This window comes from Lentzea albida, assembly GCF_900111005.1.
Taxonomy (GTDB): Bacteria; Actinomycetota; Actinomycetes; order Mycobacteriales; family Pseudonocardiaceae; genus Lentzea; species Lentzea albida.
Genome location: NZ_FOFV01000014.1, coordinates 132,876 through 155,224, shown reverse-complemented (window position 1 = coordinate 155,224; position 22,349 = coordinate 132,876). Strand labels below are relative to the sequence as shown.

Here is a 22,349-nt window from a genome sequence, read left to right as displayed (position 1 = left end):
GCGGAGTACCCCGGAGGAGTCAGCAAACGCCTCCGTCACGCCAGACGCCCCACTGACCGGTGGTGCCGGGCTCCTCGCCCTGCGTCCACCACTGCGCGGTCCACTTCCGGCTGTTGTGCGACACGACGTTGCCGCCGGTGTAGACCTTGCCGCGCTCCCACGCCGGCTGCGTGCAGGGGCCGGGCCCCGGACCGCCGCCGGTGTCCCACGGGACCTGCGTGGACTTGTAGAAGTTGATGCCCATCGTGGTCCAGCGCGGGCCCTGCGCGCCCAGCCGCACCTTGAACTGGTCCCAGTTGTGCGTCGACCACGGCGACCAGCCCAGTTCGGCGATCGCGGCGAGCCTCGGGAACGCCATGAACTCGATGTCCTGCGCCGTCACGATCGTCTCGCTCCACAGTGGAGCCTCGACGCCGCGGACCGCCGACTCCGGCACCCCGCTCACGTGCGTGCCGGGGTTCCAGTCGTACGCGGTCTGGACCTCGATCAGCCCGGCCCAGGACAGGCCGAGCGGCGTGCTGGAGTTGTACTTCATGTCCAGGTACGCCTTGTTCGCGGGCGACATGACGACCTTGTGCCCGCGCGCCGCCGCTGCCTGCACCACGGCGTTGGACGTCGAGGTGCCCCAGTACTGCGGGATGGTGGCGGTGTCGGTCGTGGTCTTCACGAACTCGTGCCAGCCGAGCGCCGTCTTGCCGTACTTCTTCACGATCGGCAGCGTCCGGTCCATGAACGTCTGGTAGTCGGCGTCGGGCGTGGAGAGCGCCTCGTCGCCGCCGATGTGGAAGTACGGGCCGGGCGTGAGCGCGGCGATCTCGCGGATCACGTCGTCCACGAACTGGTAGGTGATCTCCTTGTTCACGCACAGCGAGGAGTAGCCGACCTCGATGTCCGTGCGCAGCGGCGGGGCCTGGCCGTTGCAGTTGAGCTCCGCGTACGACGCCAGCGCGGCGTTGGTGTGGCCGGGCAGGTCGATCTCGGGGATCACCGTGATCTTGCGCGAGGCCGCGTACTGCACGATCTCGCTGTACTGCGCCTTCGTGTAGTACCCGCCGGGGCCGCCGCCGACCTGCGTGCTGCCTCCGTACGTCGCGAGGCGCGGCCAGCTGTCGATGACGATCCGCCAGCCCTGGTCGTCGCTCAGGTGGAGGTGGAAGTAGTTGATCTTGTAGAGCGCCAGCTGGTCGATGTAGCGCTTCACCGTCTGCACGGGGTGGAAGTGGCGGGCCACGTCGAGCATCGCGCCGCGGTAGGAGAAGCGCGGGTGGTCGACGATGAGAGCGCCCGGCACGGTCCACGGACCGGCCTGCGCGGTCGTGCTCTCCACCTTGGCGGGCAGCAGCTGCCGCAGCGTCTGCACGCCCGCGAACAGGCCTTCCGCGGTGTTGGCGCGCAGGACGACACTGCCCGCCGAGACGTCGAGCTGGTAGCCCTGCTGACCGACCGCGGCCGGCGCGCCCGAGAGCAGCAGCGAGATGCCGTCCGACGGCGTGCCGGACGTGTCGGAGACCGGGAACGCGTAGCCGGTCGAGGGCCGCAGCACGCCGGCCAGGAAGGTGCCCACGTCACGGGCGGCCGGTGCGGTGTAGATCTTCGTGGCGGCCGTCAGCGTGTGCGTGACACCGCTCTTGGCCTGCACCGACACCGGGACCGGCACCAGGCTCTGCAGTGGCTCCGCGGCTTGCGACTGCGCGCTCACGGACAGCGCTGCGGTGACAGCGACGACCGCGGCCAGAACGCGAGTTCTCACGACTCCTCCTCACGAGTCGGGGGCGGCGACCCTGCCTCCAGCGTGCTCAAGCATCCCTTTTGTCGTCAATGGTCTGAGCCAATTCTTTGTTCGGGACCGGCTCGAAAGCAGCCTTCCGGGCCGTCCGGCGCAGCGTCCGGAGCAGCACGGGCGCCGTCACCGCGACGATAACGGCGGTTGTCGACCCAGGGTCGTGCGGGAGGGATCGATTCGAGTCAAATGGCTGTGAGCCGGGCCATCCACCGGCAGAATCGGCGGCATGGGGGAATTCGAGGAGCTGGTCCGCACCGCCGCGCCGTCGGTCGAGGCGCTGATCCCGGCTGAACCGGCGGCCGAACTGGGCCGGCACACCGCGCGCAGGAGCCCGGACCGCTTTCCCGGCGGATCGGTCGCGCAGCAGGCGTTGCACCTGTTTCCCGGGCTGACCGCGGAACGGCTGCTGGGCGCGCTGGAACTGGGTGTCGCCCGGCTGGACCTGACCGCGCCCGCCCACGTCGTCGCGGGCCTGCGGCCGCTGCCGGACGGCAACAGCTTCATGTTGCTGTCGGCGAACGGGCAGAGCGCGATGACGACACCGATGAGCATGGTGAACGCGGTGCACCCCGGCGCCGCCGACCTCGTCGTCGAGCGGGTGCGCGCACTGCTCCCGGACCTCGGCGACGTCACGGGCGACGAGGCGGCCCTCGCCGCGAAGCGCGGCGCCGCACACCTCGCCGTGGCGGTGGTCGTGTCGAGGGCCGTGCTGAACGCGCTGGGCACGCCGACCGCGGCGGATCCGGTCGCCGCCATCGGGATCGCGATCGGCGCGACCGCCGAGGTCCTGCCGGACGTCCCGATGCCGGCCGCGTACGAGCAGGCGTTGCTGGAGAAGCGGCGCGCCGAGTACAGGGGCTCCTCCTGGAGCACGACCGTCCCGGTGTTCGACCACGAGTTCGTGTTCGCCGAGGAGGCGGCCCTCCCCGGCACGGACTTCACGGCGACCGGGCTCGTCGCCGCGATCGACACCGGGTTCGCCGTGCGCACCGGGATCGCGGAGGGCACCGTCCCGGTGTCGGTGCGGGTGGTGCTCGACGAGCCGGGAGAGCCGGACCTCGCCGACTGGGACGAGGTGGCCGAGACGAGCTTCACCGCTCGCAAGGGCGACGCGCGGTTCGGGCACGGCGGGATGCCGCCCTGGCCGGGCGATTTTCGCGTCCGCGTCCACGCGCACGGCCGCGACGGGGACGACGACGAGAGCCACCACCTGCTGATCTGGCCCGCGCCGCACGCGGAACCGCTGGTGCACAAGAAGACCGACCGGGTCGGCCACCGCCTGCGCGGGGAACCGGAGCCCGCCCGCGCGGCAGCCCCGGAGGCCGCGCTGAGGTGGCTGCCCGCCCTGCTCGGTGCGGCGGCGACCGTCACGGTGGTCACCGGCGTGGCCGACGTCGACGGCTTCGGACCGGACGCGATCACCGTCGAGGTCGACGGCGGCGTCGTCGTGCTGGAGTCCGACGGCTTCGCCGGTACCGAACGCGGGGTGCTGGAACGCCTGTCCCGCAACGGAAAAGCGGCCAGCCACTTCTGGAACGGCAACGGCGACAGGTGCCTGTCGTTCGCCCGGGCCGGCCGCGTCCTCGTCTCCCGGGAACCCTGGGAGCACACGGACTTCGGCGACGACCCGGAGGTCGCCGCCGCCCTCGCCGGGCTCGACTTCGGTGCGTGGCGGCACAAGGAGGCCAAGGGGATCACGGCGGTGGCCCGCTTCACCGGCGTCGCGCTCCCCCAGGACGAACTCACGGCCGTGATCCGCGCGAGGGTCAGTAGGTGGGAAGGCTGAGGCTGTTCACGACCTCGGCGAACTCGTCGGTGGGCGCGCCCCCGCCGGCCTGGTTCTTCAGCGCAATGTCCTGGTTCGCGAGCACGTAAGGGCGCAGGATCTCCTCGTAGCGCCGGAAAGCCGTCGAGGGGTCCTTCGCCAGCTCGCCGGCGAGCACGTACGCGCCGACCAGCGCCATGCTGGTGCCCTGCCCGGACAACGGCGAGCCGCAGTAGCCGGCGTCGCCGAGCAGCACGACGGTGCCGCGCGACCAGGAGTCCATCCGGATCTGGCTCATCGAGTCCATGTGGAAGTCCGGCGCCTCCCACATGTGCTTCACCGCGGTCGGCCACACCCAGCCGGCGCCCTCGAACTTCTCGGCGATCAACCGGCGCTGCGCGTCCACGTCGCGGTGGTCGAAGTCGACCTCGCCCGTGAAACCCATGTAGACGCGGCACTCCGTGTTCGACCGGGCGCTCATGATCCCACCGCCGATGACGTCGCCCTGCTGGAACGTCTGCCAGTGGTCGAGGCCGAGGAAGTTCGGCGCGGTGAAGACGGCGAGGTTCGTGCCGAGGTGCGAGACGAACCGCGACTCGGGCCCGAACACGAGCCTGCGGACCTGGGAGTGCAGGCCGTCCGCGCCGACGACCACGTCGAAGTCGCGCGGTGGCGCCTTCTCGAACGTGACGCGGGTGCCGTCGATCGAGGTGATGGTGTCGTCGAAGAGGTACTCGACGCCGTCGGCCGCGTCGAACAGCATGCGGGCGAGGTCGTCGCGCAGCAGTTCGATGTCGGGGCTCGACAGGTCGCCGCCGCTCACGGTGTGGGTGGTGGAGCGGAAGAGCTCGGTGCCGTCGGCGTCGACCACGTTCATGCCGCGCATGTTCGTGCTGGACGACCGCAGCCGGTCGCCGAGACCCATTCGCTCGACGACCTCCAGCGCGGGTCCGCGGACGTCGATGGCCTGGCCGCCGGGCCGCAGGGCGCGGTGGCGCTCGACCACCGTGACGGTGAAGCCGTGGCGGCGCAGCCAGTAGGCGAGGGCGGGGCCGCCGATGCTGGCGCCGGAGATCAGGACGTTCTTCACGGTGTTCCCCCTGTGGGTCGGTGATGCCCACAAGGTGCCGACCGGCGCTGACCGCCGGCTGACCGGACGCGGTCAGTGCCGGACAGCGATCCGGTACGCCGAGGTGCCGAGGCCGGAGGGGCCCTGCTGGAAAACGGGCAGCTCCGCGGTTTCGGTGTAGCGGCTGGTCTCCTCGTGCCAGTGCACGATCCCGGCGATCCAGTCCTTCAGCTCGTCGGCGTACCGGATCAGGCCGGCGCGCGCCCCGGCGTCCAGCGCGAGGTCCTCGAAGAGCTTCGGCAGATCGGTCTCGACGGACTCGACGAACTGGCCGAGGCGGGCGTCCATCAACGCGCAGGTGATCTCGAAGGCGCGTTTCTGGGGCACACCGAGGAAGTTCTCGACGACGCGCACCATGTTGTGCACCTCGCCCTCGTGCTGGATCTCCTTCCGGTACGAGAAGACGTCGTTGAGCATCGTGCAGTAGTCCATGGCCGAACGCTCCATCGTCTGCACGACCCGCGTTTCCCACAGCTCCGCCGGGACGGTGGCGGAGTGCGAGAAGCGCGAGAGCGACGTCGTCAGCTCGGAACCGAACGTGCTGCGCCGCATCTCCACGTAGTCGACCGGGTCGGGGATGCGGTTGTGGTGCATGTTGACCACCTCCCACACCCACGCGTCGAGCATCGCGTCGATCGTGTCCCGGAACGTCGCCCGGAAAGCGGGCGTCATGGGTGCCGCGGTCCGCCCCCACAGGTCGGCCAGCGAGAGCTCCATGGCGTTGGCGGGCAGCAGGGTCTGCACGAGGTCGAGCGGCATGCACGCCTTGAGCCGCGCCGTCTGCGTCTTCAGGCCGAGCAGGTTGCGGGTCTGGCCGAACCACAGCGGGTAGACGTCGTCGGCGTAGGTGCCCCAGGTGAGCCAGCAGCCGGACAGGAACAGCTCTTCCGGCGTCGCGTCCGGGTCGATGCCGGCCGAGCACAGCGGGAAGTCGAACCCGCGCACCTTCGCCGCGTCCCAGACGCCCTCGCTCGTCATGCCGTGCTCGACGGCCCACGCGACGCACTCGTCTCTGGCCTGGTCGACGTGCGGGCTCAGGGTCAGCGTGAACGGCGTCGTGAACTCCGGCAGCACGTACGGCTCGACGACCTTCGGCGTGCTGGAGAACTGCCGGATCCGTTGCGGCATCGTCCTGGCGTACGAGCCGAGGATCCCCGGTTGCGGCTTCGGGGCCTTGTTCATGTAGCGCGACGACCGCAGGTGCCACTCGTGCCCGCCCGCCTGCCAGTCCTGCAGGCCCTTCACGTAGCCCAGGACGGCCGCGCGCCCGATGGGGTCGATGGCGTGCTCGTCCAGCAGGATCGGCACCTCGGTGAGCGCCGTGTGCTCGAACTGGTGCAGCCGCGAGGTCAGCAGGTCGTTGACGGCCTCGGCGGCCTGCTGGGTGGGGAGGCCGAGGAACTTCTCGAACACCAGCACGCCGTTGGACAGCTCGCCCTCGTCGAGCACCTCGCGTTCGTAGGAGAACAGGTCGTTGCGCAGGTGCACGGCGTCGCTGAAGGTGTCCCTGAGCACCCCGACGGGCCTGCTGGACGCGATGCCCGCCGGCACCTCCAGGCCGACGGCGTGCTCGACGAGGTTCGCGCTCCACGGCGCGCCCCCGACCTTGCGGCGCATCTCGACGTACTCGATGGGGTTGGACAGGCGCCGGGTGCTGATGTTGTGCAGCTCCCACATCGACTCGTCCAGCAGGTGCTTCGTGTTGGCGGCGAACCGTTCGCGCCAGTCGCGTGAACGCGCCGGGACGGTGCGGCGCCAGAGGTCGGCGAGGCCCTTCTCGACCGGGTTGGCGGGGGTTTCCCGGATGACGCCGTTGAGGGGCATGAAGAGCCGGAGGCGGTCGAGGTGGGCCTGCGCGCCCTCGATGTCCGGGTTCCGCTTGTACAGCTCGACGAAGTGGTCGTCGAAGTAGAAGACCCACACGTACCAGTCGGTGACGAGGTCGAGCACCTCACCGTCGCAGTCGGGGTGGGTGTAGGCGCAGAGCAACCCGTAGTCGTGCGACTCCAGGTCCCCGGCGGTCCAGACACCGTTGCCGATCATGTCCATCTCGTGCGCCCAGGCACGGCTGTGGACGCGGGCGCGGTCGAGGTTCGGGTTCAGCCGGGCCGGGTGGGGCGTGTAGAACTCCGGCAGCTGGAACGGCATGTGCGTTGGACCTCCGCGCGTCGGGCTGGACGCACTGCACGCAACCAGCCCGGCGCACGCGAACGCCAGATGGTGGCACCGTGATCCACACGAGCGTGGCGTGGTGTCGCCCGTTCAGCCCAGCGAGGTCGCGGAGGGCGATACTCAGCGCACCAGCGACTGGGCGCTGAGCTTCACCGGGAACGGGAATTGCAGCTCGATGATTTCCTCACCGTCGGAACGGGCCTGTTCGACGTAGACGCCGTTTTCCAGGTGCAGGCACCGCAGCCACGGGGCGTCGTAATCGATCATCCAGTAGTTCTCGCAACCGACTTCCTGGAACTTCGCCCGCTTGAGTTCGAGGTCCACGTGTCGCGTGCGCGGCGACAGGACCTCGACCGCCAGCACCGGCGGCCCGATGAGCGCCTGTTTCGAGAACTGCTCCCGGCGCCCCACCACCAGGTCGGGGATGAAGACCGTGTCGTCGGCGAGCACGACGTCGACCGGAGCCGGGAGGACCTCGAGCTCCGGTGGGCAGGCAGCGGTCAGCGCCACCAGCAGGCGGGCGACCACGCGCTGGTGCACGGGGCGGGGTGAGGGGCTCATGACCAGCACCCCGTCGACGAGTTCGAAACGGTGCCCGTCATCAGGCATCGCCTCCAGGTCCGCCCACGTCAGCGGTCTGCCGTGGGGAAACGTCGGGACACCACCCATGGTGCGTTCCACCCCCTGGTCGAGGCCACCGTCCGCCGGACGGATCCCGGCGATGCCATTAGACAAGACTGGTCCGGTTCGCACGACTCGCAAGCCCCTTTTGGCCGACCCCACACCACTGCACGCACACCGCTCCGTCAACACCGTCCCGCAGGGTGAGCGGTGACTGGTCCTGCCGTGGACGGCACCACCCGGACGGAGCAGCGAGATGGTTTCAATCGAACAAGTGGCTAATTTTGGATCAATTTTCGGGCGATTTTCGGTAACGCACCCCGCCCCGCCAATTGTCCGCGAATGCGACCCTAACGGAATCTTACGAGCGCGCCAAGCACTCCGTTGGAGCAATACCTCACGAGTACCTCACACTGCGGTGATCAAAACACGTCCCGACGCATTCCGATGAATCCGTGTGATCGCGGTGGGGACGCCGTGGGGACGGGCTCGCACACCCTCGGTGGCATCACCACCGAGGGGAGCCAGGGGATGCGCAGGACGTCGGACAGGATCGGTCAGTGGGTGGCCTTCGCCGTGCTGGCGGCGGCCGTGATCACGCTGGTGGCGCTGGGGATTGCGCTTTAGCGAGGATCCGCTCCGCCACGGCGACGGCCCTGGGCTGGCGCAGGCGCTCGGCGGCGCGCACGGCCCGTTCGCCGTAGCGGACGGCGGTGTCGCGGTCGCCGAGCGCCAGGTGCAGGCGGCACATCTGGCCGAGCACCCGGTCACCCGCCCACCGGCGCTGGGAGCGCTCGACCGCGGCCAGGCACCACTCGCCGTACCGCACCGCGTCGGCCAGCCGGCCCTCGATCTCGGCGAGGATGGCCAGCACGAAGGAATGGCCCAGCTCCGCGTAGTGGTCGCCCATGTCCTTCATGGTCTGCAGGACCTCGTCGTCGTCGGTCACCCCCATGCCCGTCCGGTAGAGCTCCGCCGCCGCCCGTGCCATCTCCAGCGCCTTGCCCGGCATGCCGAACTCGAGCGCCGTGTGGGCGAAGTCGGACCGGGCGGTGGCCTCGCCCCGCCAGTCGCCCACCTCCTGGTAAGCGGCCAGCGACCGCTCCAGGTAGGCGACGCAGTCGTCGTCGTTGGACAGGTGGTAGTGCACGAAGCTGATGTCCTGCAACGCCATCGCGGCGCGGTTCACGTCGCCGTGCGCTTCCATCAACGCGAGCGCCGACTCGAGGTGCGATATCGCCCTGTCGTTGTCGCCTCGCAGCGCGTACATGACGCCGACGTTGTGCAGCGCCCTCGCCTCACCGGTCGGCGCTCCCGCGCTGCGCATCAGCTCCAGGCCGCGGTCGAAGTACTCCTGTGCGTTGTCGAGGTCGTTGCGTTCCCGCGCGATGATCCCCAGCAGGCCGAAGACCGACGCCTCTCCCCGCACGTCCCCGATCTGGCGCATCAGGTCAAGCGCCTCGTGCAGGTGCTTGAACGGAGTGTCGTCGTTGCGGTTCATGTAGGCCGAACCCAGGCCCTTCAACGCTTCCGCGCGGGCCTTCAGATCACCGAGCTGGTGCGTGGCGGCCAGCGCGACGCTCTGCAGTTCGATCCGCTCACGTCCGTAGCCGCGGAGCAGGTAGTGCGCGAGGTGGTGCGGCAACTGCCACGCGTGCGCGTAGTGGCCGCGATAGGCCGCCAGGTACACGGCGGCCCTGAGGTTGCGGCGTTCGGTGTCGAGCCACGCCACGGCCTGCCGCGGGGTGGTGAGCGGGGGTGGGTCGAACGGCAGGTACCGCACCGCGGAGGCGATCTGCGGGCTTCCCGGAGCTATCCTGAGCTCCGCCGTGCTCGCCACGTGCAGGTAGTAGTCGAGGATGCGCAACACCGCCTCCTCGGTCTCCTCCGGCTCCACGCACGCCTTCGCGTGGTCCGCCAGCAGGTCGTGGAACCGGTAACGCCCGTTCTCCTTCTGCTGCACCAGGTGCGCGTCGAGCAGCTCGTCCAGCAGCCGTTCGGCCTCGGCACGGGTCGTGCCGATCACCGCCGCCGCCAGGTGGGCGTCCCAGTCCTGGCCCGTGTGCAACCCCAGCAACCGGAACAGCCGCTGCTGCTCGGCGGTGAGTTGCTGGTAGGACAACGCGAACGCGCCCGCGACGCTGCGTTCGCCCGCGATCAGTTCGGCCAGGCGCTGCTCGCTCAGACGGCGGACCAGGTCCTGCGCGGACCACGCCGGCCTGGTGCGCCAGCGGGCGCCGACGATCCGCACGGCGAGCGGGAGGTGGCCGCAGAGCCGCACGACCTCCCGGCAGTCCTCTCCGGTCCTGCGGGCGATGCTCGCCAGCAGCTTCAGCGAGTCCTCTTCGGACAGCACGTCCAGCGAGATGGTGTGGGCGGCGTCCAGGTCCACCAGGCGGCGCCTGCTGGTCACGAGGACGAGGCCGGCGCCCGGCAGGAGCGGGCGGACCTGGGCGGCGCTGCCCGCGTTGTCGAGGACCACGAGTGCCTTGCGGTGCGCCATTTCCGCGCGCCACCGGGCGGCGCGGGCGTCCAGGCCGTCCGGGATGCTTTGCGCGGGCACGCCGAGGGCCGTGAGCAACGCCATCAGGGCGTCCGACGGGGTGCGCGGCTCGACGCCCGCCGTGTGGGAGTGCAGGTCCACGAACAGCTGTGCGTCGGGGAAACGGGCTGCCAGGCGGTGGGCGGCGCGGACGGCGATGGTCGTCTTGCCGATGCCCGCCATGCCGTCGATCGCGGTGATCGCGACGCACCCGGACGGCACGGCGGCGAGGATCTCGTCCAGGTCCTCGGTGCGGCCCGCGAAGTCGGCGATGTCGCCCGGGAGGTCGTTGCGGGCGCGCGGTCTGTTGTCGGCCGTGAGCACCTGCTGGTGGGCCCGTTGCAGGTCCCGGCCGGGGTCCAGGCCGAGCTCCTCGGCGAGGCGGCCGCGGATGTCGTCGTACGCCTGCAACGCCTCGGTCTGCCGGTCGCAGCGGTGCAGCGCCACGACCAGCTGCGCCCACAGCCGTTCCCGGACGGGGTGCTGGCGGGTGAGCGACCGCAGTTCGGGCACCAGCCGCTCGTGGCCGCCGCGGGCGAGGTCGGCCTCGATCCGGGCTTCCAGCGTCGTCAGGTACTTCTCCGTCAGCGCGGGCACGTGGTCGCGTTCCAGGGCGTCGCTGCCGATGTCGGCGAACGGGCGCCCGCGCCACAACGCGAGTGCCTCACGGGGTTCCAGGTGGTCGAACCGGTGGACGTCGACCTCGTCGGGCCGCACGTCCAGCAGGTACCCGCCGGGCCTGGTGAGCACCAGCGAGGGCAGCACCTCGCGCAGGCGGCCGACCGCGGTCTGCAGCGCGTTGCGGGAACAACCGGCCAGGTCGACCAGCTCGTCGACCGGAACGACCTGGCCGGGCCGCAGCAGCAACGCGGCGAGCACCACGCGCCGCTTGCCGGGCGGGACGTGGACGTGGCGCCCGTCGAGCACCACCTCCAACGGCCCGAGCAGGCCGAACGACCTCACGTCCACTGACCCCAGTGCACGACCTCGTCGAACGACTTGCGCTTGCGCCGCAGCGGCGAGGCCCCCTCGGAGATGCCCTCCTCCGCCGGGTGCCCGATCGCGATCATGCCGATCGGCACGTACGCGTCCGGCACGCCGAAGGCCGCACGCAGCTCCGGCCAGGTCTCCTTGTCCGTGCCGAAGAAGACGGCACCCAGGCCCTCGTCGACGGCGGTCTGCAGGATCAGCAGCGCGGCCATGCCCGTGTCGATGTCCCAGTACGGCACCGGCCAGCGGTCCTCGTCGCCGAGCGAGGTCCAGGCCTTGTCCGACTGGGAGTAGCGCTCGAGGTAGACGGACTTGGCGGAGAACGGGATGACGACGACAGGCGCCGTCTTCGCCTCTTCCCCGCCCCACCACTCGAACATCTCGCGGAGCTCGACCAGCTCCTCACCCCGCAGCACGAGGAACCCCTGGCCCTGCGAGAACCCCGCCGACGGACCGCGCACGGCGTTGCGCATGATCCGTTGGATGCTCTCGTCGCTGACCGGCTCGTCGGTGAACCTGCGCACCATCCGCCGGCGACGGACCACGTCCTGGAACTCCACGGCTACCCCCAGTCGTCTCGACTCGACCGTAGCGCAGGGGTCAGAGCCGGCGCAGGCCCGCCAGCACGCGTTCGAGCAGCATCCCGTCCGGCCTGTCGCCGCCGTAGGACGACGCCGTGCGGTGCACGTCGATCAGCCCGTGCCCGGCCATGTCGCCGAGCAGCACCTTGGTGACACCCAGCGGCAGCCCGCGCAGGGCGGCGATCTCCGCCACCGAACGGGGCTGCGCGCACAACGCCAGCACGTCCTGGTGTTCCGGGCGCACGGCCGTGGCCGAGAACTCGTTGACCGAGACCAGGGTCTCGATCTCCAGGTGCACGTCGGAGGTGGTGCGGCCGCCGGTCCACGCGTAGGCGCGCACGATCGACGACGAGTCGTAGCCCGACTCGACCGACGGCAGCGGCGGGATCTCGTCGAACGGGAGGGTCGCGTACGGATCCGGCTCCGGCGGCGGTTCCGGCGCGCGCTGGGCCTTCTTCTTGCCGCGCTTGCGGATCCGCTCGCTGTCGAAGCTGAACCCGCTCATCAGGTCACCGAAGTTGACCTGATCGTCCGGTTCCCCGCTCACAGGAGCTCAGCCCTCAGCTCGGGAGTGAGCAGCTGGCCCACCTGGCGGACGACGACCGTCATCTCGTAGGCGACCTGCGCGACGTCGGCCGACGACGACGCGAGCACCGCGAGGACCGAGCCGTCGCTGATCGAGGACAGCAGCATGACGCCCTTGTCCATCTGCACGACCGTGCGGACGACCGCCTCGCCGGCGAAGCACTGCGACGCCGACTCCGCGAGCGAGACCACTCCGGCCACGATCGCCGCGAACTGCGGCGCGACGTGCGCCGGCAGCTTCGACGTCGAGATCAACACCAGGCCGTCCGCGGAGATCACCACGGCGTGCTCGAGACCGGGCGTGCGTTCGGCGAAGTTGGTGACCAGCCAGCCGAACTGGTCCACCTGCGTGCTCATCGACTCTCCTGGTTCTCGGGAAGGCCGCGCTGCACACCGCGCTGGAAGGCGTTGAGGAAACCTCGTGCGGCTTCTGGCGTCTGACGTGCGGGTGCGGGGGGAGGTGGCGGTGCGGCGGCGGCGGCCGTCGTCGTCTGCTGGAACCACGAGGTCTGCTGCCGTTCGATCGCCTCCCCTCGGAAAGACTCCCAGGACTCTTGCCGCCGTGGTGCCAGTTCGGCCGGAACCAACACGATCGCGCGAGTCCCCTTGCCTTGTTTCGCGTCCAGACGTACCACGATCTGGTGGCTCGCGGCGAGCCTTCCGACGACGAAGAGACCCATCTCCCGGAAGACCTGCACGTCAACACCTTCGCCGGCGGCCTCGAGGCGTTCGTTCACCGCGGCGAGCGCCTCGGGGTCGATGCCGATGCCGTTGTCGACGACGTCGATCTGGACGATGCCGCCCGCCTCGATCGACGCGCTGATCGAGACCTGGGTGTGCGGCGGCGAGAACGCCGTCGCGTTGTCGAGGAGCTCGGCGAGCAGGCGGACCAGGTCGCTCGCCACGTAGCCGACGACCTCGGCGTTGGGTGCCGTGTGCACCATGACCCGCTGGTACTGCTCGATCTCCGCGGCCGCCGCGCGCAGCACGTCGGTGAGCGGGATCGGCTTGTGGAACCGCCGGGCCACGTCGCCGCCGGAGAGCACCATCAGGTTCTCGTTGTTGCGGCGCATGCGGGTGGCGAGGTGGTCGAGCTTGAAGAGGTTCGCGAGCTGGTCCGGGTCCTCCTCGTACTTCTCCAGCTCCTCCATCAGCTTGAGCTGGCGTTCGACGAGGCTCTGGCTGCGGCGCGAGAGGTTCACGAAGATGTTGCGCATGTTCGCGCGCATCGCGGCCTGCTCGATCACCGACTTCACGGCCTGCTGGTGCACCGCGTCGAACGCGCGCGCCACCTGGCCGAGCTCCTCGGTCGTGTCCACGGGCACGGGCTCGATCTTCGTGCTGCCGCGTCCGGTGGCGACCATCTCGGGGAGCTTGTTCCACGCCACGTCGAGCGCGGACCTGCGCAGCGTGTTCAGCGAGCGCAGCAGGTAGCGACCCACGCCGAAGCCGATGGTGGCCGCGAGGATCAGGGTGGCGAACAGGATGACGGACGCCGTGCCGGCCTGGTCGCTGGTCTCGTCGCGCAGCCGGTTCGCGGTGCTCAGCAGGTCGTCCTGCATGCCCTGCACGACGCTGTCCATCGACTTCCCGACCGCGCCGGAGGCACCGCTCCACTCCGCCGCCGAGATCGGCAGCGGGGTGGGCCTGGTGCCGGCATTGGGACCGTCGGAGGTCGGGTGCAGCATCGCGGCGGCGAGCATCTTGCGGTGCGCCTCGATGTCCGGCCCGTTGAACTTCGACGTCCAGTAGGTGTTCATCTGCTCTGGCGTCGCGAGAGCCGCGAACTGGTCGGCGATGTAGCCGAGCTTGACGTTCGACTCGAGCAGCGCGCGCACCTCGGCACTGGTCAGACGGCCGCGCTCGAGCCCCGCCAGCACGACCGACTGCTGGTTCATCACCTCTTCCTGCACGTGCAGGGCGTGGTGCATGCCCATGGCCGTGCGGGAGAGCGCGATGTCGCTGAACTCGCCGGCGAGGACCTCGTCCACGGCGAGCATCGACTCGGTGACGGCGGTGTAGCCGGCGAGCGCGGCCGGCACGTCGCCCGCCTGCTCGCGCAACCGCGGCAGGCTGCCGAGCTTCGCCGTCACGTCGGCCACCCTGGCCGTCATGACCTCGCTGAACCCGGCCTGGCCGATCTGGCCGCGCAGCCCCTCCAGCGCTCTCTCGGTGCGGCGCGACCGGTCCGTGAGCGACTCGGCACCCGACCCCTCGGCGATGGCCCGCCGCTCTCCCTGCACCCCCTCGATCACCGGGACGAGGGAGGCGCGGACCTTCACCAGCCGCTGGAACTCCGCGTAGGAGTCGGCCCGGTCGATGTAGGACATGATCTGCAGAACGCCGACGCCCGTCGCGATGATGACCGGAACGATCAACACCGCGGCGAGCTTCACCGGCAGGCGCCAGTTGCGCCAGTTGACGAGCGCGTTGAACATCAGACGAAGAGCTTGGCCGCGTTCAGGAAGAGCCGGTACAGGCCGTAGGCGAGCGGCAGGCCCACCCACAGCCACGCTCCGATCAGCAACAACGTGCTCGATCGGTTCTCCTGGGGTGAGCTCACTTCTTCACCGCGCCTTCCGCGTCCTGCTTCTCGGCCGACTCGGCGGCGTCCGCAGCTTCTGCTTCGTTCCACTTGGCGACCGCGTCCTCGTCCCGCTCGGGCGAGGGCTGCGCGGTCCCGGCCGCGGATTCGTGGAACTTCGGGTTGACCGGGCGGATCAACTCGTTCGCGACGAAACCGACGACCAGCAGCGAGATCATGATGTAGAACGACGTGGCGTACAAGTCAGGACCGGTGTGTCCCGCCTTCTTGCCCGCGTCCGCGATGGCGTTGACGATCAGCGGCCCGAGGACACCGGCCACGGACCACGCCGTGAGCAGGCGGCCGTGGATCGCGCCGACCTGGTAGGTGCCGAACAGGTCCCGCAGGTAGGCCGGGACGGTCGCGAAGCCCGCGCCGTAGAACGACAGGATCACCATCGCCGCGATCACGAACAGCGGGGTGCTGGTCGAGCCGACGGTCAGCAGCACCAGGTAGAGCAGTGCGCCGACGCCGAGGTAGAGGCGGTAGATGTTCTTGCGGCCCACGATGTCCGAAGTGGACGACCAGACGAAGCGGCCCGCCATGTTCGCGGCGGAGAGCAGCGCGACGAAACCGGTGGCGGCAGTCGCGGCGACCGGCGTCGAGGACTCCTTGAAGAAGTCGACCAGCATCGGGGCGGCCTTCTCCAGGATGCCGATGCCCGCGGTGACGTTGAAGCACAGCACGACCCACAGCAGCCAGAACTGCGGCGTCTTGATCGCGTTGTTGGCGGAGACGTTGAACGCGACGGTCGCCTTCGGCCTGTCCTTGAGCAGCGCCTCCTTCTCCGCCGTGAACTCCTTGGAGGGCAGGCGGATCAGCAGGACGCCGAGGCTCATGAAGACCGCGTAGGCGATGCCGTGCACGAGGAAGGCCTGGCCGATGCCCGTCGTCGTGGAGCCGAACGCCGTCAGCATCGAGGTCGACCACGGCGACGCGATCAGCGCACCGCCGCCGAAGCCCATGATCGCGATGCCGGTGGCCATGCCCGGCCGGTCGGGGAACCACTTGATCAGGGTGGAGACCGGCGAGATGTAGCCGATACCGAGGCCGATGCCGCCGACCAGGCCGTAGCCGAGCACGACGACCCAGTACTGGCCGGCCCAGACGCCGAGCGCCGAGATCAGCAGACCGGAGCAGAAGGCGATCGTGGACATCAGCATCGCCCAGCGCGGGCCCCTGCGCTCCACCGTCGTGCCGAGCACGGCGGCGGACAGCCCGAGCATCACGATGCCGAGCTGGAACGGGAGTGCGGACTGCGTTCCCGTGATGCCAAGCGATTTCTCCAGGGGCGTCTTGAAGACGCTCCAGGCGTACGCCTGACCAATGGAGAGATGAATCGCCAGAGCCGCAGGCGGAACGAGCCAGCGGTTCCATCCGGGAGGCGCGACTTGGCGTTCGCGCGCTAAGAACCCCACTTTATCCCCAACCGTCACCAATAACGCGGACCGACCGGATCCTAGGCCAGGTGCACACGTGCGACAACGGTCTTGAGGAAGCCTTCAGGTGTTGCACGTCTCGCAACTTCCGCGATCAGCTTGGTACAACCCCCGGGTCGAACCATTTGAGACGAATGAAAAGCCCGGGTTCCTGTCCGGTTGTGGTCCGATTCGGGTTCGCGGTTGGTCCGGTTTGGCCCGATTCCGCGCACCACGCGACATTGACTGCACACGTGAGGGCGCTACAGTAGGCGCCGCACACCGAGGGGCAGGGCCACATGACCAAGGCGATGAGGTCGCCTGGCGAAGCGCACCACGAGTACCGGGAAATCCGGGGTTTCGCGTCGTTCGACGACCCCGATGCTTTGTCGTACGTCGATTCCGACGGGCGCCCGAACTTCGCGCTGATTCAGCAGACCGACGAATTCCGCGTGTTGCGTCGCCGACTCACGACGTTCATCTTCCCGATGACCGCGCTTTTCCTGGCGTCCTACCTGACCTTCGTACTGCTGTCCGCGTACGCGAAAGACTTCGTCAGCACCAAGGTGATCGGCGTGATCAACCTCGGGATCCTGCTGGGCCTCGGACAGTTTGTGACTTCGATCATCATCACGCTCGGTTATGCCCGTTACGCAAAGCGACGGCTGGACCCGCAGCGGAAATTGCTCGCCGAGATGACAGGCGTCGAGGAGTAAGGCATGCCCACCACCGGCAACCCGGTGCTGAACCTCAGCGTCTTCGCGGTGTTCGTCCTGATCACCCTGTACATCGTCTACCGCTTCAGCAGCCGCAACGTCACGGCGTCGGACTACTACGCCGCGGGCAGCTCGTTCACCGGCGCGCAGAACGGCGTGGCGCTGTCCGGCGACTTCCTGTCCGCCGCGTCGTTCCTCGGCATCTCCGGCGGCATCGCGGCGCACGGCTACGACGGCTTCCTGTACTCGGTCGGCTGGGTCGTCGCGTGGCTCGTCGGCCTGCTGCTGATCGCTGAGGGCCTGCGCAACACCGGCCGCTTCACCGTCGGCGACGTGCTGGCGTTCCGGATGCGGCAGCGCCCGGTCCGCGCGGCCGCGGCGAACGCGACGCTGGTGATCTCGTTCTTCTACATGATCGCGCAGATGGCGGGCGCCGGCGGTCTGATCGCGTTGCTGCTCAACGTGACCTCGAAGTGGGGCCAGGCGGTCCTGATCGCGGTGGTCGGCATGGTCATGGTGCTCTACGTGCTGCTGGGCGGCATGAAGGGCACGACCTGGGTGCAGATCATCAAGGCCGTCCTGCTGCTGCTCTGCGTGACGATGATGAGCATCTTCCTGCTGGGCAAGTTCGGCTTCAGCCTGTCCGGGATCATGCAGCAGGCCACCGAGAACAACCGGCTCGGCGACGCCGTGCTGGATCCCGGCGCCAAGTACGGGTTCAGCTCGACGTCCAAACTGGACTTCGTCTCGCTGGCGCTCTCACTGGTGCTGGGCATCGCCTCGCTGCCGCACGTGCTGATGCGCTTCTACACCGTGCCGAACGCCTCGGAGGCCCGCCGCTCGGTCGTGTGGGCGACGTGGACGATGGTCATCTTCTACCTGTGCACGCTGGTGATCGGCTTCGGCGCGATGGCGCTGGTGGGCACGGACAAGATCGCCGCCGCACCCGGTGGCGAGAACTCGGCCGCGCCGCTGCTCGCGTTCGAGATCGGTGGTGCGGTGCTGCTCGGCATCGTGTCCGCGGTCGCGTTCGCCACGATCCTCGCGGTCGTCGCCGGCCTGACCCTGGCGGCCTCCGCCTCGTTCGCCCACGACGTCTACGCGAACGTGATCAAGCGCGGCAACGTGGAGCCGCGCAGGGAGATCCGCGTCGCCCGGCTGACCGCCGTCGTCGTCGGCTTCCTGTCGATCCTCGGCGGCATCGCGGCGAACGGGCAGAACGTCGCGTTCCTCGTGTCGCTCGCGCTGGCGCTGGCCGCCTCGGCGAACCTGTCGACGATCCTCTACACGATCTTCTGGCGCCGCTTCAACACCACCGGCACGCTGTGGAGCATCTACGGCGGCCTCGGCTCGTGCCTAGTGCTGATCATCTTCTCGCCGGTGATGTCGGGCGCGAAGACGTCGATCTTCCCGGACGTCGACTTCGCGTGGTTCCCGCTCGGCAACCCCGGGCTGGTGTCGATCCCGTTCTCGTTCCTGTGCGGGTTCCTGGCGACGATCTTCTCGAAGCGCGAGCCGGAGATGGACGGCAAGGCGGCGGAGATGGAGGTCCGGGCGATCTCGGGGATCGGTGCCCGGACCTGACGCTCACGCCCTGCGGTCCGGCACCCCGGCGTAGTCCGGCAGCTCGACGCCGTTCAGCGCGCGGTCGACCAGCGCCATGAACGCGTCCATGTCGGGCTCCGGACCCGGTTCGGCGTCCGGGTCGGGCACGGCGAGGCTCGCCACGTGCATCCGGCCGACCTCCTGGCTCGCCTCCACCATCGGGCGCATCCGCGCCTCGTAGGCGGCGAACCCCTTCTCCGGGTCCCACCCGGCGGCCGCGAGCTCCCCCGCCAGCACGTAGGCGCCCACCAGGGCGAGCCCGGTGCCCTGGCCGGACATGGGCGAGGGGCTGAACGCGGCGTCGCCGATCAGCGCCACCCGTCCGTCCGACCAGCGGTCCATCACGACCTGGGCGACCTGGTCGAGGTAGAAGTCCGGGGCGTCGTCCGCGTGGGCGAGGATCCGCGGGGCCAGCCAGCCGAGACCCGCGGCGTGCTCGCGGAGCAGGCGCTTCTGGGCCTCGACGTCGCGGTGGTCGATGTCGAAGCCGGTGGCGGGGAACGAGAACATCGCCATCGCCTGCGTCGCGTCCCGCAGTGGCCGCAGGCCCGCGGAGCGGCCGGTCGCGGCGTCCTTGTGGTCGATCATCCAGCGGTCGATCCCGAACTCGTTGGGCACGGTGAAGAACGCCAGCACGAGCCCGAGGTGGTGCAGGTACCGCTCGCGCGGCCCGAAGACCATCGCGCGCAGCGACGAGTGCAGCCCGTCGGCGCCGATGACCAGGTCGAAGCGCCTGCTGCCGCCGCTCGCGAAGGTCACGTCGACCCCGTCCGCGTCCTGGACGAGCCCGGCGATCCGGTCACCGAACACGTACTCGACGCCGTCGCGGGTGTCGTCGTGCAGCAGCCGGGACAGGTCTCCGCGCAGGATCTCGATGTCCGCGATGTAGCCGTCACCGCCGTCGTCCTCGGCGCGGAAGGTCTCCACGACGTTTCCGTCGGCGTCCACGTTGTGAGCGCCCGCGGTGTCGGTGCAGGCCGCGCGCACCTCCGCGTCGAGGCCCATCCGCGCGATGACCTCCTTGGTCACGCCGCGCGCGTCCACCGCCTGGCCTCCTGGACGCAGGCCGGGCGCCCGTTCCACGACGGTCACCTCGGCTCCCCGCCTGTGCAACCAGTGCGCGAGCGCGGGTCCCGCGATGCTCGCCCCCGCCACCAACACCCTGACACCGCTCACCGCGGCCTCCGATCGCCCGTTCCAGGAAGGTCCGAAGTGTACGGAGATTCGGGCCACGTGCGACCGCTTTCGCTTGCACGGCAAGCACAGACCGGCAGAATTCGGTCAGTCCGGGATGATCCCCGACTCGTGGGCGATGATCGCTGCCTGCACGCGGTTCTTCACGCCCAACTGCCGGAAGATCGTGCTCACGTACACCTTCACCGTGCCCTCGACGACGTGGAGGCGTGCCGCGATCTCGGCGTTGGACAGGCCGGCGCCGACCAGGCCGAGCACCTCGCGTTCGCGTGCCGTGAGGACCTCGATCCGTTGCGTGGCACGCGGTCGCGGGTGAGCGCGGGAGAGCTGGTCGACGACCCGCTTGGCCACCAGCGGGGACAGGAACGCGCCGCCGGCCGCGACCGCGCGGACGCCGGAGATGATCTCCTGCGGGTCCCCGGTCTTCAGCACGAACCCGGCCGCGCCCTCCCCCAGGGCGCGGCTGATGTAGGAGTCGTCCGCGAACGTGGTCAGCACCAGCGTCTTCGTGCCCGGATGGCACTCGCGGATCACCTTGGCCGCGTCCAGGCCGTCGAACACGGGCATGCGGATGTCGAGGACGGCCACGTCGGGCCGGTGCCGGGCGACGAGGTCGATCGCCGCGCTGCCGTTCTCCGCCTCCGCGACCACCTCGACGTCCCCCGCGGTCGCGAGGACGGCCTTCACGCCGAACCTGACCACCGGTTCGTCGTCCGCGAGCACGACCCTGATCAACCGCTCCTCCTGGCGAGCCACTGCTTGGACACGAGCCGATCATCCCGGAAGCACAGCTGGTGCAGGTCGTGGCGGTCGCCGTCGAACGGGTTGGGGTGCGTGCTGTAGTAGCGGCACTCGGTGCCGGGCGGCGCGGTGACGCCGAGCGGGTTGTCGACGCGGGTGCGCCACGGCAAGTCGAGGGCGTCCTCGTCTTGCCCGATTTCCGCCCGTTCGAACTGCTGCGGCGTCAGCACCGACGTCACCGCGTCGAACACCATGTAGCCCGGCACACCGATCGCGATTCCGGCGCACACGACCGATGTGATCAGCACGGTCCGGCGCGCGCTCTTGCGGATCTCCTCCTCCGTGCGCTCGCGACGGACGTGCGTCGGGGTCGTCCGGGCGCGCGGGCGTTCCGGGAGCTTGGCCCTGACCTCGAACCCGCCGTCGTCGCTCGGCGCCGCCTCGAACCAGCCGCCGACGAGCGCGACGCGTTCGGCGAGACCCACCAGGCCCTTGCCGCTGCCGACCGCCTGGGTGCGCGGCGCCGGGCCGTTCGTGATCCGCAGTTCGAGGTTGGCGGTGAGGGTGACGGTGACCTTCGCGCCGGGCGCGTGCTTGATCACGTTGGTCAGCGCCTCGGCGGTCACCCGGTGCACGGTCCGCGCGATGATCCCGTCGATCGCGGTCCTGCGGTGGTTCGCGAGGTCGACGTCGAGCCCGCTCCTCGCCACGACCTCCTCGATCGTCGCGACGGGCTCGTCCTCGTCGGCCCGCAGCACCTGCATGACGTCGGCGAGCCGTTCCGCGGCGGCCGTGACGCTGGCACGGGCGGTCTTGGCGGCCTCGCGTTGCTGTGTGGTGAGGGTCGGTTCCAGTTCGAGGGCACCGACGAGGAGCGCGGCCCGCGCGAGTTCGTGGCCGACGAGGTCGTGCATCTCGCCGGCGAGCCGGGCGCGTTCGGCGTTGCGGGCGTTGTCGACGCTGCGCTCCAGCAGGGCCGCGTGCTCCCAGCCGACCTCCCGCAGTTCCGCGAACCGGCGCCGGAACCGGCCGAACGCCCACGGCACCACGCCGAGCACGCCGACGCCGGAGGTGACGGCGAGCGCGGTGTCGGAACCACCGCGCTCGGTCAGGGCGACGACGACACCGGCGATCTCGGCCAGGGTCAGCGCGATCGCGGTCGGCCTCGGGTCGGCGGCGTGCCGTCCGGCGAGGAAGCTGAGCAGTGCCAGCGCGGGAGCGAGCGCCACCACCCGGACGTCGAACTCGACGGTGACGAGGTAGCAGACGATCCACGTCCCGAGCCCGGTCCCCAGGGCGACCGCGGGCCGGCTGCGCACGAACGCGAACGCCACCGCGAACAGGACCAGGTAAAGCAGAACCTCCCACACGGCGGCAATCATCGCAGCCGCTGCATCACCACGGTCGGCGCGTCCGCCTCCTCGCGCTTCACCGGCATCTTCTTCTTCAGCAGCAACGCGATCCCCCACGACACCAGTGCTCCGAGCGCCAGCCCGGCCATGACGTCGTGTACATAGTGGACACCCACGACGACACGCGAGGCAGCCGCCGCGATCGCGCACACCACGGCGATCCAGCCGTAGGTCCGGTGCAGCAGGAAGATCGCCATCGCCGAGGCGCCCGCGATCGTGGAGTGGTTGCTGGGGAACGACCAGTCACCGGGCGCCGGGCACTCCGCGATCGACGGCGCGGTGCGGCACGGCCGTTCCTCCTGCACGACCAGTTTGACGACCTCGCTGACCGCGTAGGCCACCACGACCCCGGCTCCCGCGAGGAACGCACGGAGCTTGTGCTGGAACCACAACAACAAGAACATCAACGCGAACACACCGAGCACCGCGTCGGTGCCCACAGTCAGCCAAGTCACCCAGCCGAAACTACGAAGGTCCTCTCGCGCGCGCCTCTGCCCATCGGAACCGGTTG

18 protein-coding genes and 1 pseudogene are annotated in these 22,349 nt (G+C 69.8%); 4 read left to right on the top strand and 15 right to left on the bottom strand.

Translation table 11 applies throughout. From position 1 onward, the window contains the following. Positions 1–19 precede the first annotated feature (19 nt). Complete coding sequence (locus BMY74_RS30320) at positions 20–1,735, bottom strand: family 20 glycosylhydrolase (protein ID WP_425434870.1); 1,716 nt, start codon at positions 1,733–1,735, stop codon at positions 20–22. Between the two features lie 274 nt (positions 1,736–2,009). Here BMY74_RS30320 and BMY74_RS30315 point away from each other — a divergent pair, with 274 nt between their 5' ends. After that, the gene (locus tag BMY74_RS30315) at positions 2,010–3,569 is read left to right on the top strand and encodes a DUF6461 domain-containing protein (protein WP_089921906.1); all 1,560 of its coding nucleotides are present in this window, start codon (positions 2,010–2,012) and stop codon (positions 3,567–3,569) included. On the opposite strand, the gene BMY74_RS30310 is transcribed toward BMY74_RS30315, so the two are convergent. The 3 genes from BMY74_RS30310 to BMY74_RS30300 form a co-directional block, all read right to left on the bottom strand. Beyond that, positions 3,550–4,638, bottom strand: a complete 1,089-nt coding sequence (locus tag BMY74_RS30310) for an FAD-dependent monooxygenase (protein WP_089921905.1) — start codon at positions 4,636–4,638, stop codon at positions 3,550–3,552. The genes BMY74_RS30315 and BMY74_RS30310 overlap by 20 nt on opposite strands. A 72-nt stretch (positions 4,639–4,710) precedes the next feature. Continuing rightward, positions 4,711–6,825, bottom strand: coding sequence for a terpene synthase family protein (locus BMY74_RS30305; RefSeq protein ID WP_089921904.1), 2,115 nt, complete (start codon positions 6,823–6,825; stop codon positions 4,711–4,713). 144 nt (positions 6,826–6,969) lie between these two features. Then, positions 6,970–7,602, bottom strand: a complete 633-nt coding sequence (locus tag BMY74_RS30300) for a Uma2 family endonuclease (RefSeq protein WP_245786439.1) — start codon at positions 7,600–7,602, stop codon at positions 6,970–6,972. 345 nt (positions 7,603–7,947) lie between these two features. Between BMY74_RS30300 and BMY74_RS45290 the strand changes: the two genes are divergently transcribed. Further along, positions 7,948–8,097 (top strand): hypothetical protein, encoded by a 150-nt coding sequence (locus BMY74_RS45290; RefSeq protein WP_177229987.1) that lies wholly within the window; start codon positions 7,948–7,950, stop codon positions 8,095–8,097. Here the strand turns inward: BMY74_RS45290 and BMY74_RS30295 are convergent. The 7 genes and pseudogenes from BMY74_RS30295 to BMY74_RS30270 form a co-directional block, all read right to left on the bottom strand. Continuing rightward, a complete protein-coding gene (locus tag BMY74_RS30295; protein WP_143091757.1) occupies positions 8,066–10,981 on the bottom strand; it encodes an AfsR/SARP family transcriptional regulator in 2,916 nt (971 codons plus the stop codon). The two genes, BMY74_RS45290 and BMY74_RS30295, sit on opposite strands and share 32 nt — an antisense overlap. After that, positions 10,972–11,562: a nitroreductase family protein gene (locus BMY74_RS30290; protein WP_089922025.1), complete on the bottom strand. Its 591-nt coding sequence runs from the start codon at positions 11,560–11,562 to the stop codon at positions 10,972–10,974. The genes BMY74_RS30295 and BMY74_RS30290 overlap by 10 nt, the downstream gene beginning before the upstream one ends. A gap of 40 nt (positions 11,563–11,602) precedes the next feature. After that, positions 11,603–12,130: a DUF742 domain-containing protein gene (locus tag BMY74_RS30285; protein ID WP_245786438.1), complete on the bottom strand. Its 528-nt coding sequence runs from the start codon at positions 12,128–12,130 to the stop codon at positions 11,603–11,605. Further along, positions 12,127–12,525, bottom strand: a complete 399-nt coding sequence (locus BMY74_RS30280; RefSeq protein WP_089921902.1) for a roadblock/LC7 domain-containing protein — start codon at positions 12,523–12,525, stop codon at positions 12,127–12,129. The genes BMY74_RS30285 and BMY74_RS30280 overlap by 4 nt, the downstream gene beginning before the upstream one ends. Further along, the gene (locus BMY74_RS30275; RefSeq protein ID WP_089921901.1) at positions 12,522–14,606 is read right to left on the bottom strand and encodes a sensor histidine kinase; all 2,085 of its coding nucleotides are present in this window, start codon (positions 14,604–14,606) and stop codon (positions 12,522–12,524) included. Before BMY74_RS30275 ends, BMY74_RS30280 begins: the two co-directional genes overlap by 4 nt. Beyond that, on the bottom strand, positions 14,606–14,731 hold the full coding sequence (locus BMY74_RS46700) for an MFS transporter small subunit (protein ID WP_256557306.1): 126 nt from the start codon (positions 14,729–14,731) through the stop codon (positions 14,606–14,608). Before BMY74_RS46700 ends, BMY74_RS30275 begins: the two co-directional genes overlap by 1 nt. Before the next feature lie 122 nt (positions 14,732–14,853). Then, positions 14,854–16,170, bottom strand: a pseudogene (locus tag BMY74_RS30270) (OFA family MFS transporter); the annotation flags it as partial. Positions 16,171–16,469: 299 nt separating this feature from the next. Between BMY74_RS30270 and BMY74_RS30265 the strand changes: the two are divergent. After that, positions 16,470–16,886 (top strand): DUF485 domain-containing protein, encoded by a 417-nt coding sequence (locus tag BMY74_RS30265; RefSeq protein ID WP_089921899.1) that lies wholly within the window; start codon positions 16,470–16,472, stop codon positions 16,884–16,886. Positions 16,887–16,889: 3 nt separating this feature from the next. Continuing rightward, positions 16,890–18,470: a solute symporter family protein gene (locus BMY74_RS30260; protein ID WP_089921898.1), complete on the top strand. Its 1,581-nt coding sequence runs from the start codon at positions 16,890–16,892 to the stop codon at positions 18,468–18,470. A 3-nt stretch (positions 18,471–18,473) separates the two neighbouring features. Here BMY74_RS30260 and BMY74_RS30255 read toward each other — a convergent pair whose 3' ends face one another. From BMY74_RS30255 to BMY74_RS30240, 4 genes are all read right to left on the bottom strand, one after another. After that, positions 18,474–19,667: an FAD-dependent monooxygenase gene (locus BMY74_RS30255; protein WP_177229986.1), complete on the bottom strand. Its 1,194-nt coding sequence runs from the start codon at positions 19,665–19,667 to the stop codon at positions 18,474–18,476. A gap of 105 nt (positions 19,668–19,772) precedes the next feature. Beyond that, on the bottom strand, positions 19,773–20,420 hold the full coding sequence (locus BMY74_RS30250) for a response regulator (RefSeq protein WP_089922022.1): 648 nt from the start codon (positions 20,418–20,420) through the stop codon (positions 19,773–19,775). Then, complete coding sequence (locus tag BMY74_RS30245; protein ID WP_177229985.1) at positions 20,417–21,796, bottom strand: sensor histidine kinase; 1,380 nt, start codon at positions 21,794–21,796, stop codon at positions 20,417–20,419. The genes BMY74_RS30250 and BMY74_RS30245 overlap by 4 nt, the downstream gene beginning before the upstream one ends. Positions 21,797–21,804: 8 nt before the next feature. Then, positions 21,805–22,293, bottom strand: coding sequence for a phosphatase PAP2 family protein (locus tag BMY74_RS30240; RefSeq protein WP_143091756.1), 489 nt, complete (start codon positions 22,291–22,293; stop codon positions 21,805–21,807). Positions 22,294–22,349 lie beyond the last annotated feature (56 nt).

Bases quoted from the DNA above. Each gene is read 5' to 3' on its own strand.
- BMY74_RS30315 (WP_089921906.1), top strand. From the start codon at position 2,010: ATGGGGGAATTCGAGGAGCTGGTCCGCACCGCCGCGCCGTCGGTCGAG.
- BMY74_RS30275 (WP_089921901.1), bottom strand. From the start codon at position 14,606: ATGTTCAACGCGCTCGTCAACTGGCGCAACTGGCGCCTGCCGGTGAAG.
- BMY74_RS30265 (WP_089921899.1), top strand. From the start codon at position 16,470: ATGACCAAGGCGATGAGGTCGCCTGGCGAAGCGCACCACGAGTACCGG.
- BMY74_RS30280 (WP_089921902.1), bottom strand. From the start codon at position 12,525: ATGAGCACGCAGGTGGACCAGTTCGGCTGGCTGGTCACCAACTTCGCC.
- BMY74_RS30305 (WP_089921904.1), bottom strand. From the start codon at position 6,825: ATGCCGTTCCAGCTGCCGGAGTTCTACACGCCCCACCCGGCCCGGCTG.
- BMY74_RS30260 (WP_089921898.1), top strand. From the start codon at position 16,890: ATGCCCACCACCGGCAACCCGGTGCTGAACCTCAGCGTCTTCGCGGTG.